The following is a 10,897-nucleotide window of genomic DNA, read 5'->3' as shown; positions in this document are numbered from 1 at the left end:
CCCCCSCCCACTTCGTCTGGGAAGTGCCGAGACCTCTGCCTGCGGTTCTTCAGACTGCTTGGCAGTAGAGATAGGTCATTCGACTCGCGGTGGTTTATTCCGGAGTGCGCGTGCCTTCTTGTATCGACCAAAGCCGAGGGCCATACAGATTGACGAGGGAACAACGAGTGCGTTCCCCAGAAAGTGGCTGAAGCCTGCAAAGACGGCGAAGCTTGCGTAGTAGCCGACCATCGAGAGTGCCCAGAACAGAATGGCCGTTTGCACGAGCCGTTCTCGAGACACCGCACGTTGCCTCACTTGGGGGCCGAGGTCCGGCACTGGATGACACTTCCGCCCCGCACGTCGTACCAGTACAGGGTTCTGTTTCGCGAGCACACCCCGGTCCTGTGAATGTAAGTGACTGCGAGTCCCACCTTGCGTTCCTTTCTCGGCGCCCAGTTCGCACCACCTCTCGAACTATTCCGAACATCTACGTCTATTCAAATATCAAGTTGGCACAGCTCGCTTAGGGGCTAGTCGCACGCGGAAGGGGTTATACCCCGAGGGCGCGTTCGTGGAATCGAGTAGTGCGCCTGGGTGTCTGATCGTGCCCTCTTGATGCATGGTGCCTCGGTTCGTCGACGGGGTGCCCTTGGCGGTCGCGCAGGCCGTGATCGTGGAAGCCCCTCATTGCGGTCCGGTTGAAACATATTGGATTCTAGATTCCCGACAAGGTCTACGCTTAGTCTGTGTCGAAATCCAACACCAGCTCGCTCTCGCGGCGCACACTCCTGACGACCGCGCTGGGTGCTTCGATCGCGGGTGCCCTCGCGCCGGCGTCGCCCTCACAGGCCGCGACGAGGCAACCGAGCCCCGAGCGACGGTTCTTCTACCTCGCTTCAACCGGCGACAACAGCGCCGACGGGCGCACACCCGCAACAGCCTGGCGGTCTCTCAACCGGTTGGGCACAGCTCTCTACACGGGCGCCGTAACTCGGGGCGACAGCGTCCTGTTTCGGCGTGGTGACACGTTCTACGGGCACATCGAGCACATCCCCGCCCTCGAATCGACGGCGGAGACGCCCGCCCCGCTCGTCCTCGACGCCTACGGCGAGGGCGACCGCCCGGTGATCTGCGGATACAAGATCTGCGACGACCCCACCCAGTGGAAGCCGGTCGGCGACGGCCTCTGGAGCCTCGACCTCACCCTGCGCTCCGGCGCATACACGGGCAACGTCGATTCGCAGAACGTCGACGTCGGCTTCGTAAAGGTCGACGGGATGATCCATGGCCAGAAACGCTGGAGCAGATCCGAGCTCGTCAACGACTGGGATTTCGTCTCGAACGCCAATCCGTTCGTCATCCGGTCGCAAGAAAACCCGTCGCTACACGGGCGGCGGGTCGAGATGGCGGTCGGCGAGCATCTCATTGCATCTCAGAGCGGAATGGCCGTCTCCGGTCTGGAATTGCGCGGTGGCGGAGCTCACGGGGTCCGCACGCCGTCCGGAGGAGTCCACAACCTCCACCTCAGTGATCTGGTAATCACCGAGATCGGCGGTGGGGAGCTGTTCGGCTCACCGGGGGCTCGCTTCGGCAACGGCATCGAGATAGGCATCGGAGCCTCGGGCGTTCTGGTCGAGAACTGCTCCGTGAGCCAGTGCTACGACGTCGCGTTCACCTGTCAAGGGCCGCAGACGCCGACCGCGCGGGGATGGCGTGACGTGGTGTTCCGCGGCAACACGGCCGTCGACAACACGCAGTCTTTCGAGGTGTGGTCGAGCGGCACCGACCGGGGCCCGGGCTCCGGCTTCGTCGATTGCGCCTTCGTCGACAACGTCTGCTCGAACGCCGGCGGTGGGTGGGGTGCGCGCGTCCGCCCCGACAACGTCGGTAAGAGCACCCACCTGCTCTTCTACGGAATGGAGCTCCCGTCACCCATCGACATCTCGGGCAACACCTTTCGTTACGCGGCTCAGAACTACGCGTACTTCCGTGCCGGCATACCGCCAGAGCTCCGACTCGATCGCAACACCATCGAACTGGACCCGACCACTCCGCTGCAGTTCGGCAAGCCCTTCACCGTCGCGACGGCCGCCGAATGGACGGCCGCCGCGGGGGTAGAGCGGAACAGCAGGTTTACTGCTCGGTGACTACTTCGCCTCCCACCACGGCGCGATGACGGCGCGCGCGAGGGTGTGCGAGAAGAGGTTGAAGCCGAGGAACGCCGGCGATGCGGTGTCGTCGATGCCGAGGGTCTCGACGTCGACGGCGTGCACGGCGATGAAGTAGCGGTGCGGGCCGTGCCCGGCTGGCGGTGCGGCGCCGAGGAAGTGCGCGAGACCACCGTCGTTCTTCAGCTGGAAGGCACCGTCGGGTAGCCCGGAGCCCTCGGCATCGCCCGCTCCCGACTCGAGCGATGTGACCGACACGGGCACATCGACGACGGCCCAGTGCCAGAAGCCTGCTGCGGTGGGCGCATCGGGGTCGTACATGGTGACGGCGAAGCTCTTCGTCTCATCGGGGAAGTCCGACCACGACAGCTGCGGGCTGACGTCGTCGCCGCCGGCCCCAAAGATGCCCGAGACCTGAGGCGTCGAAAGCGGGGCGCCATCCTGAACGTCGGTCGAGGTGAGGGTAAAGCTCGGAACGTCGCCGATGGCGTCGTACGGCGAGGGGGTCGAGGTGCTGCTCATGAAAACTCCTTCTGTTGCGTCTGTCGCCTTCGTTCTACACGAGCCCACCGGCTTTGCGCTCAGCTGCCGCCGCCCCGCCGCCTCTTGAGGCCCGCTGGTTTGCCGAGATCGCAGTTCGCGTCGGGTCATCGCGACCTGTACTGCGATATCGGCACCGGAGCTCGCCTGTGGAAAGCGCGAGCGAAGGATCCGGCAACTCACCAGGCTTGCCGAAATGAAAGCTTCGCGTCTTCCAGCGTCACTCCGTAACCAACCGTTTCGAGTGCGTGATGCCGTGCCGATTGTCGGGCGTAATCGCCTGCGGCGGTCAGACCTCATCGTCGTCACGCGTGGATTGCGCCTGCATAGATCGCTCCGCTCCCTGACGGATGCGCAGCGCTTCGCGCCCGGGCTCGGGGCGGATCAGTTCTTCAGCCATACGACAGCCGCGGGCATCTGGGGAATGCCCGTACCGGGAGGCCCACTTCACGTCACAACTCTCGGTAGTGGTCCGATCATGAGGCGTCGGGGCGTGACCGGGCATCGTGTCTCACGCGAACGTGCCCAAGTCGTCACAAAGAACGGTCTCCGGGTAAGTGATGCCGTCACCTCCTTCTTCGAATCCGCCGCACTCACTGGAGCGGACGAGGTGGACGACGACGATCTCGTAGCCTTGGCCGATTGGCTCGTGGGTAGGGCTTGTGGTCTCGATTTGGATGATCTGAGACGGACTGCCGCTCGTTCAAGGGGACAGCGTGGAGTCCTTCGCATTCGACGGGCCCTCGATCTCGCGAGGGTCGGCTCCGAGTCGCGGAGGGAGACCCGGCTTCGACTCCGACTCGGGCGCGCCGGCTTCCGGCCGCCTCTGCTCAACTGTGATGTCCACGACGCGGACGGTCGATTCATCGGCAGGCCCGACATCATCTACGGGCGAGAGCGCGTTTGTATCGAGTACGACAGCGATCACCACCGGACAGATCGTAAGACCTTTCGAGAAGACATCCGACGGCGTGAGCGGTTCTCGGCGGCAGGGTGGCACAGCATCCATGTGTCGGACGATGATCTGTTCGGTTCGAACTGGGACCAGTTCGTTCAGCATGCCGAGGCGGCGCTTGCCCGGGGGAGACGCGAGGCCGACGCGCGGGACGCCGCGCGAATCGCGCCGAGATCGCAGTAGTGGTCGGAGCCACCCGACCACAAGTGCGATCTCGACGTCCCGCGCGCGCCGGGCGCGCCACGGGACGCCCGCCACAACCGCCCGCACGTGCCACGATCAGACCATGAGCACACTCGCGACCGCAGCCGCAGCCGACGCCGTCAAGGGCCGCTCCCGGCTCCGGTTCGCAGCGATGATCGCGATCGGCGTCGTGGTCGGAGGAGCCGCGGGCCTGTTCGGAGCTGGCCTCTCGTCGATCGTGATCGGCTGGGCCGCCGCGTGCCTCAGCTACCTCGTCTGGGTGTGGCTCGCCGTCGGGCGCTTGAGCGGCGAGCAGACCCGTCAGCATGCGACCCGCGAAGACCCCTCGCGCCCCACGAGCCATCTGCTTCTCATCGTGGCGTGCACCGCGTCGTTGGCCGCGGTCGCCACGCTCGTCGTGTCGGCCAACCGCGCCTCGGGAGCGGAGGCTGGCCTCCTCGCGGGGCTCGCGGTAGTGAGTGTGGCGCTCTCGTGGTTCCTCGTGCACACGCTCTTCATGCTCCGCTACGCCGTGCTCTATTACAGCGGCACCGCCGAGGGCGGAATCGACTTCAACCAGCCCGAGCCGCCCGACTACGCCGACTTCGCCTACCTCGCGTTCGATCTGGGGATGACGTTTCAGGTGAGTGACACCACGGTGTCGTCCAGCGCGATTCGGCACGTCGTGCTCCGGCACTGCCTCCTGTCGTACCTGTTCGGCACGGTGATCCTGGCGACCCTGATCAACCTGGTCGCCGGGCTCGGATCCTGACCGGCGACGCTCGGAGTATCGCTCGATCCGCTCCTGTCAACCCGTGCGGCTGCACCCGAGTGAGCGCTCACCCGCGGAGTAGCGTTGGCGCGGGCGCACCGACGCGCCCACGACAAGGAGCATCGTTCGCATGGAATTCAGGTATCTCGGCAACTCGGGCCTCAAGATCTCCGAGCTCACCTACGGCAACTGGCTGACGCACGGCTCCCAGGTGGAGAACGACACGGCTACCGCGTGCGTGCGTAAGGCGCTCGACGTCGGCATCTCGACCTTCGACACCGCCGACGTGTACGCCAACACTCAGGCCGAGACGGTTCTCGGCGAGGCACTGAAGGGCGAGCGTCGCGAGTCGCTCGAGATCTTCACCAAGGTCTACGGGCCGACCGGGCCGAAGGGTCACAACGACACCGGTCTGAGCCGCAAGCACATCACCGAGTCGATCAACGGGTCGCTGAAGCGTCTCCAGACCGACTACGTCGACCTCTACCAGGCGCACCGCTACGACGTCGAGACCCCGCTCGAAGAGACGATGCAGGCGTTCGCCGACGTGGTCCGCCAGGGCAAGGTGCTCTACATCGGCGTCAGCGAGTGGAACGCGCAGCAGCTCCGCGACGGGTCCGCCCTCGCGAAGGAGCTCGGCATCCAGCTCATCTCGAATCAGCCCGAGTACTCGCTGCTCTGGCGCGTAATCGAAGACGAGGTCGTGCCGGCGTCGAAAGAGCTCGGTATCTCGCAGATCGTCTGGTCGCCCGTGGCTCAGGGCGTGCTCACCGGCAAGTACAAGAAGGGTGCAGAACTGCCCGCAGGATCCCGCGCGACCGACGAAAAGGGCGGCGCCGGCATGATCTCTCGCTGGATGGGCGATGACGTGCTCGACGCCGTGGCTCAGCTGGAGCCGATCGCGAGCGATCTCGGTCTGACCCAGGCGCAGCTGTCGCTCGCCTGGGTTCTGCACAACGACAATGTCGCGTCGGCGATCATCGGCGCGTCTCGCCCCGAGCAGGTCGAGTCGAATGCGGTCGCGGCCGGCGTGAAGCTCGAGGCCGACGTCGTTGCGCGCATCGAGGCGGTGTTCGAGGGGCTGGCCGAGACCGACCCGTCGAAGACGCAGATGCCGGTGGGCCGCGAAGCCTAGCGAGTTCGGGTTCGGCCCCGGCGCATGATGCGGGGCCGAGCCCGAGGATCCTTCGGGGTTACGAAGAAAGAAGGCTCAGCACGAAGAACGGACCGCCGTTGTCGTGCTGGATCGCCGCACTCCCCGCAAACCGAGCGAAGTCGCCCGTGCCCGAGCCCGGCACGATGTTGCCGAACTGACCGGAGTCGCTCGGAGTCTGCATCGCACCGTGGTGGATGGTGATGGCACCCGATCGACCGTCGTCGAGGGTTCCCGACAGGCGCTCGACGGCGACGTAGCCGCGACCGGTCTCTTCCTCGCCCGAGGTGAGAAAGACCAGGTCGCTCTGCCCGACGAGCCCGGCCGTGAACGTCTTGTGCATGGCCAGGCCCTGCACCCACGACGCGTCGGCGCCCGGGATCTCGACCGGTGTAGCCGCCGTGACGTCGAAGCGGAGGGTCAGGGTCTCGACGATGTCCATGCGCTCACGCTACCCGACGGCCCCGACGGCGAACCGGCCCCGATGGCGAACCGGGCACGACACCACAATTCGGCCCCGACACCGCAAATCGGGCCCGACCCCGCCGAAAGGCGGTGCCGGGCCCGAAAGGGAGTGTCGTTACGAGCTACGCGGGAATGCTCGCCGCTTCGAGGCGGCCGAACTCCTCGTCGCTTAGCTTGATCGACGCGGCTGTCGCCGAATCCATGATCGACTGCGGACGCGACGACCCGGGGATCGGGATCACGACCTCCGACTTCTTCAGCTCCCACGCCAGCGTGAGCACCTGCGGGCTGACCCGGCGGGCGTTCGCGATCTCGGCGAACACGGCGTGGTTCTGACCGAGGTCGGCCGCGTTGGTGATGCCGCCGAGGGGGCTCCAGGGGAGGAACGCGACGCTCATCTCGTCGCAGAGCTCGAGCTCGGCCGTCGACGACAGGAACGCCGGCGAGAACTGGTTCTGCACGCTGACGAGTCGACCGTCGAGGATGTCGTTCGCCTCGCGGATCTGGTCGACGTCGGCGTTCGAGATACCGGCCATCCGGATGACGCCCTCGTCGAGCAGTTCGACCAGTGCACCGATCGAATCGGCGTAGGGCACCGAGGGGTCGGGTCGGTGGAACTGGTAGAGCCCGATCGACTCGACGCCGAGCCGCTTGGCCGAAGCCTTCGCGGCCTCTTTCAGGTGCTCGGGGCGGCCGTCCTGATCCCAGCCGCCGTCTTTATTGTGGACGCGGGTGTGGCCGCCCTTGGTCGCGACGAGGATCTCGTCGGTGTTGCCGTGCCAGGCATTCAGGGCTTCGGCGATGAGGATCTCGTTGTGGCCCTCGTCGTCCAGCTTGCCCGACAGGCTGTAGGCGTCAGCGGTGTCGATGAACGTGATACCGGCTTCGAGAGCGGCATGGATCGTGGCGATCGACCGCTTGCGCTCGGGGCGCCCTTCGATCGACATGGGCATGGCGCCCAGTCCGATGGCGCTGACGGTGACGTCTCCGATGGTGCGTGTCTTCATGAGTTCTCTTTCGACGATGAAAAGAAGGGCTTGAGGATCCGGCTGGTCACCACGCGTAGTCCTCGGGAGCGGGCTGGTGGCCGGGGAAGATCGCGTCGAGCTTATCGAGGGCGTCCTGGTCGAGCTTGATGTCGACGGCGGCGACGGCCGAGTCGAGCTGCGCCATGGTGCGCGGCCCGGTGATCGGGCCGGTGACTCCGGGCTGGTGCAACAACCAGGCGAGAGCGAGCTCGCCGGGCTCGTGGCCGAGCTCCTTCGCCAGGTTCTCGTACGATTCGAGCTGAGCGCGGTGGCTGTCGACGAACTCCTTCGATCGACCTTCGAGACGACGCTTTCCGCCGTCTTCCTTGCCGATGATGCCGCCGAGGATCCCGCCCTGAAGCGGCGACCACGGGATCACGCCGAGGCCGTAGTGGCGCGCCGCCGGGAGCACCTCGAGCTCGATGTCGCGGGCGATGAGGTTGTAGAGCGACTGCTCGCTGACCAGCCCGAGGAAGTGCCTCGACTTCGCGGCCTCCTGCGCCTGGGCGATGTGCCAGCCGGCGAAGTTGCTCGACCCCGCGTAGAGGATCTTGCCCTGTGCGACGGCCACCTCGATGGCGCCCCAGATCTCGTCCCAGGGGGTGTCACGGTCGACATGGTGGAACTGGTAGACGTCGATGTAGTCCGTCTGCAGTCGCTTCAGGCTCGCGTCGAGAGCGCGACGGATGTTGAGGGCGGAGAGTTTGCCGTCGTTCGGCCAATCTCCCATGTCGCCGTAGAGCTTCGTGCCGAGCACCGTCTTCTCACGACGCCCACCGCCCTTGGCGAACCAGCGGCCGATGATCTGCTCGGTGATGCCCTCGCCCTTGGCCCAGCCATAGACGTTGGCCGTGTCGAAGAAGTTGACGCCCTTGTCGTGGGCGGCATCCATGATCGCGTGGGAGTCGTCTTCGGTCGTCTGCGGGCCGAAGTTCATGGTGCCGAGAATGGTTCGGGAGACGGAGAGTCCCGTGCGTCCGAGATGTGTGTAGTCCATACCTCCTGCCTAGACCCTCGGGTCGGCGTTCGCCCGTCTCGCGCACAGGCGCTGTTCACCCGGCGTGCCGGTTGTTCCCACGCAGGATCGGTACGATCCCCGAATGTCGATGCACGAGGAGAACCACCCCGCGCACCACCACCGACTTCGCAACTCGAAGGTGGCGAAGCGGGGTCGTCTCTTTCGCGCGCGCCTCAACCTCTACCCGCGCCTTCGTCTCGCCTACAAGATCCTCATCGGCGTGCTCGGGGTGACGGTCGTGATCATCGGGCTGATCCTGATCCCGCTTCCCGGTCCGGGCTGGCTCGTCGTCTTTCTCGGCCTGGCGCTGCTCGGCACCGAGTTCCCTGCCGCCCACCGGTTCAACATGTGGGTACAGCGCAAGGTCAAGGCAGTCATCGCCTCGTTCCAGGCCCGGCGTCGCCGTCGGGCGGCCGAGCGAGCGCAGCGCTCTCAGCGGGCCACTGCCCAGCGCTAGACCTCAGCGGTCGCTTCGGTGCCCCACGTCGTGATCTCGCGGGGAACGGCGAGTTCGTGGCCGCCGGCCTCGGCGAGCACTTCGACGGCCCGCACCCGGTCTGACACCACTCCGCCCGTCGACACCATCCACGATCCGACCAGCACGCTGTCATCGACGGTCGAGTGCACGGCGACACCAGCGATGTCGAACACCCCGTAGGCGGGTTCCGCGAACGTGACGCGCAGCAGCGCCCCGTGCGCCACAGTGTCGCCCACCGCGGGTGGCGAGGTCGGCAGTGCCTCTTCCGCCGCTGCGCGTTCGGCCGAGTGGTACGTGCGCAGCAGCTGAAGGGTGCGCTGCGGCTTCTTGTTCGAGTCGAGCGGGTGGCTGCCGAGCGTCGAGCCGGCGAGCGACGTCGAGTACATGACCGAGCCCCGCACGGCGAACACGCCGTACCGCTCGGTCGAGAAGGTCGCGACGACGGCGTCGCCTTGCTCGAGCTCGGCGAGGAACGCCGTCAGAGCCTTGACGTTGCGCTTCGCCGGGGGAGTGAGGTCGTCGTCAGTCACGGAACGAGCCTAACGAGAGATCGGTGGGCCGCGCTGACGTCGGGCCGGATCCTCGGTGTTGGCGGACTCCCGGGCTGCGCGCCGATGGTTTCCAGCGACCGCCCGGTATTCTCTCGATACTCATGTCTGACAGCCCCGCCGCCGCCACCCCGTACGAGGTTCTCGGCGTCGACGCGAGCAGCAGCCAAGACGACCTCCGCAAGGCCTATCGCCGCCTGGCCCGCGAGACGCATCCCGACCTCGGCGGCACCCCCGAGCGGTTCCGGCAGGTGCAGATCGCCTGGGAGCGCATCGGCACCCCCGAAGACAGGGCCCGCTACGACAGCGGCACCGCGCGTCCGCGCTCGTCGGCGTCATCCGAGGGCTCCGGCCACACCTGGGCTCCGCGACCCCCGCGACCGCGCGCCGAGTCGAAGCCGCGTGCCCGCGCCTTCGGGCACCCGGGCGGCCAGGAGCGCGTGAGGTTCCTCGAGCTGATGCGCGAGTGGGTCGGGCGAGGAGAGCCGCTCGACGATCCGTACGACCCGGCGCTCGTGCGGTCGGCACCCTCAGAGATCCGCAGGATCCTGGCGAAGGCCGTTGCCGAAGAGACCACCGCGACCGCTGTCGTCGACCTGGGCATCGCCTACACGATCTGGAGCAACGTCGCCTGCGGGCGCGAGCCCGAGCTCGACCACATCGTCCTTGCCCCCACGGGCCTCTATGCGATCAACTCCGAAGACTGGGGTTCGTCGGTGCGACTCGTCAGGGGGGAGGTCGAGACGGCCAACCTGGTGGCGGGGGAGCAGCCGGTGCGAACCCTCACCCGCAGCGCACGGGCGTTCGAGAAGTCGAGCCGGGTGCCCTTCACCGCGCAGCTCATCGTCGTGCCCGACGAGGCTCTCGACGACCCGGTCGAACCGGCGGGCAAGGGTCGGCGCAACTCGACGTTCCTCGTGCGCCGGTCAGTGCTCCCGCACGTGCTCCGTGGTGCTCTCACCGGGGGCGAGAGCACCGACCGCGTCGACGTGTTCGAGCTGCGGGACCGACTCCAGCAGGCAGTGCGATTCGTCTGATCCGCCTGTGGCTCGCAACGCTCCGCCCTCGGGTCTTCGGCACCGCCACGGTCCGGTGAGTGGCCCCGATCTGCTGGTGTGAAGCGAGCCGCATCATCAGATCCAGCACAATCACCCGGTGGAGCGACGGGTAGCCTGGAGGGCGAACCAGGAGGATCCGTGCCAGACGACGACGACGAGCTCGCCAGCAAGCCCGCCCGGCCCGTGACGTCGATGACGCTGCGTGCCGAGAGGCTGCGCCGCCAGTTCGCGCAGGCCGCGGGGGCGAAGGTCGACGCGTCGGATCCTGGTCTCTCGGTGGCGCCGACTCCCCGCGATCCCGAGCTCACCAACGTCTTCGCCGTGATCGGCTTCGTCGCCGGGATCGTCGCGATCTTCCTCGACTTCTATTTCGTGCCGACAGTCGTCGCGGCGGTGTTCTGCGTGCTCGCGCTCCGCCGTGCGCACGAGCTGGACGCCCGGGGCAAGGGCCCGTTCGGCCGTCGTCGCGCTCTCTGGGGTTTCGGCCTCGCCGGTTTCGGGGCGCTCGGCATCCTGTTCCAGCTGTTTGTCCGTCCGCTCTTCTGACGG

At 66.7% G+C, this 10,897-nt stretch carries 12 protein-coding genes; 7 read left to right on the top strand and 5 right to left on the bottom strand.

The window, feature by feature from the left end:
- Positions 1-728 precede the first annotated feature (728 nt).
- The gene (locus VH571_RS06210; RefSeq protein ID WP_423263755.1) at positions 729-2,129 is read left to right on the top strand and encodes a hypothetical protein; all 1,401 of its coding nucleotides are present in this window, start codon (positions 729-731) and stop codon (positions 2,127-2,129) included.
- Here VH571_RS06210 and VH571_RS06205 read toward each other — a convergent pair whose 3' ends face one another.
- Positions 2,130-2,672 carry a YbhB/YbcL family Raf kinase inhibitor-like protein gene (locus VH571_RS06205; RefSeq protein WP_423263754.1) on the bottom strand — a complete coding sequence of 181 codons (543 nt, stop codon included), beginning with the start codon at positions 2,670-2,672 and terminating at the stop codon, positions 2,130-2,132. It abuts the gene before it with no gap.
- 511 nt (positions 2,673-3,183) lie between these two features.
- Between VH571_RS06205 and VH571_RS06200 the strand changes: the two genes are divergently transcribed.
- The 3 genes from VH571_RS06200 (at position 3,184) to VH571_RS06190 (ending at position 5,735) form a co-directional block, all read left to right on the top strand.
- Positions 3,184-3,828, top strand: a complete 645-nt coding sequence (locus tag VH571_RS06200; RefSeq protein ID WP_423263753.1) for a hypothetical protein — start codon at positions 3,184-3,186, stop codon at positions 3,826-3,828.
- A gap of 103 nt (positions 3,829-3,931) precedes the next feature.
- Positions 3,932-4,600 carry a DUF1345 domain-containing protein gene (locus VH571_RS06195; protein ID WP_123943641.1) on the top strand — a complete coding sequence of 223 codons (669 nt, stop codon included), beginning with the start codon at positions 3,932-3,934 and terminating at the stop codon, positions 4,598-4,600.
- A 130-nt stretch (positions 4,601-4,730) separates the two neighbouring features.
- A complete protein-coding gene (locus VH571_RS06190) occupies positions 4,731-5,735 on the top strand; it encodes an aldo/keto reductase family protein (RefSeq protein WP_423263752.1) in 1,005 nt (334 codons plus the stop codon).
- 58 nt (positions 5,736-5,793) lie between these two features.
- Here the strand turns inward: VH571_RS06190 and VH571_RS06185 are convergent, their stop codons facing one another.
- The 3 genes from VH571_RS06185 to VH571_RS06175 form a co-directional block, all read right to left on the bottom strand.
- Positions 5,794-6,195 (bottom strand): DUF3224 domain-containing protein, encoded by a 402-nt coding sequence (locus VH571_RS06185; protein ID WP_055957445.1) that lies wholly within the window; start codon positions 6,193-6,195, stop codon positions 5,794-5,796.
- A 145-nt stretch (positions 6,196-6,340) separates the two neighbouring features.
- A complete protein-coding gene (locus tag VH571_RS06180) occupies positions 6,341-7,225 on the bottom strand; it encodes an aldo/keto reductase (protein WP_423263751.1) in 885 nt (294 codons plus the stop codon).
- A 46-nt stretch (positions 7,226-7,271) separates the two neighbouring features.
- Positions 7,272-8,243 (bottom strand): aldo/keto reductase, encoded by a 972-nt coding sequence (locus tag VH571_RS06175; protein WP_423263750.1) that lies wholly within the window; start codon positions 8,241-8,243, stop codon positions 7,272-7,274.
- 103 nt (positions 8,244-8,346) lie between these two features.
- On the opposite strand from VH571_RS06175, the gene VH571_RS06170 reads away from it, so the two are divergent.
- Positions 8,347-8,721 carry a TIGR02611 family protein gene (locus VH571_RS06170; protein ID WP_199726209.1) on the top strand — a complete coding sequence of 125 codons (375 nt, stop codon included), beginning with the start codon at positions 8,347-8,349 and terminating at the stop codon, positions 8,719-8,721.
- On the opposite strand, the gene VH571_RS06165 is transcribed toward VH571_RS06170, so the two are convergent.
- Positions 8,718-9,272 (bottom strand): hypothetical protein, encoded by a 555-nt coding sequence (locus tag VH571_RS06165; protein ID WP_055957457.1) that lies wholly within the window; start codon positions 9,270-9,272, stop codon positions 8,718-8,720. The two genes, VH571_RS06170 and VH571_RS06165, sit on opposite strands and share 4 nt — an antisense overlap.
- A 122-nt stretch (positions 9,273-9,394) precedes the next feature.
- Here VH571_RS06165 and VH571_RS06160 point away from each other — a divergent pair, with 122 nt between their 5' ends.
- Together VH571_RS06160 and VH571_RS06155 are read left to right on the top strand one after the other, a co-directional pair.
- Positions 9,395-10,327, top strand: coding sequence for a J domain-containing protein (locus VH571_RS06160; protein WP_423263749.1), 933 nt, complete (start codon positions 9,395-9,397; stop codon positions 10,325-10,327).
- 159 nt (positions 10,328-10,486) lie between these two features.
- Positions 10,487-10,894 carry a hypothetical protein gene (locus tag VH571_RS06155; protein ID WP_423263748.1) on the top strand — a complete coding sequence of 136 codons (408 nt, stop codon included), beginning with the start codon at positions 10,487-10,489 and terminating at the stop codon, positions 10,892-10,894.
- The last annotated feature ends 3 nt before the right edge of the window (positions 10,895-10,897 follow it).

Source organism: Frondihabitans sp. 4ASC-45 (genome assembly GCF_049472575.1).
GTDB lineage: Bacteria > Actinomycetota > Actinomycetes > Actinomycetales > Microbacteriaceae > Frondihabitans.
The sequence above is the reverse complement of the archived record's forward strand: the minus strand, read 5'-3'. Positions and strand labels throughout refer to the sequence as shown.

Excerpts from the sequence above, each read along its gene's own strand:
- VH571_RS06205 (WP_423263754.1), bottom strand. The coding sequence starts at position 2,672 with ATGAGCAGCACCTCGACCCCCTCGCCGTACGACGCCATCGGCGACGTT.
- VH571_RS06195 (WP_123943641.1), top strand. The coding sequence starts at position 3,932 with ATGAGCACACTCGCGACCGCAGCCGCAGCCGACGCCGTCAAGGGCCGC.
- VH571_RS06190 (WP_423263752.1), top strand. The coding sequence starts at position 4,731 with ATGGAATTCAGGTATCTCGGCAACTCGGGCCTCAAGATCTCCGAGCTC.
- VH571_RS06185 (WP_055957445.1), bottom strand. The coding sequence starts at position 6,195 with ATGGACATCGTCGAGACCCTGACCCTCCGCTTCGACGTCACGGCGGCT.
- VH571_RS06180 (WP_423263751.1), bottom strand. The coding sequence starts at position 7,225 with ATGAAGACACGCACCATCGGAGACGTCACCGTCAGCGCCATCGGACTG.
- VH571_RS06175 (WP_423263750.1), bottom strand. The coding sequence starts at position 8,243 with ATGGACTACACACATCTCGGACGCACGGGACTCTCCGTCTCCCGAACC.
- VH571_RS06170 (WP_199726209.1), top strand. The coding sequence starts at position 8,347 with ATGTCGATGCACGAGGAGAACCACCCCGCGCACCACCACCGACTTCGC.
- VH571_RS06160 (WP_423263749.1), top strand. The coding sequence starts at position 9,395 with ATGTCTGACAGCCCCGCCGCCGCCACCCCGTACGAGGTTCTCGGCGTC.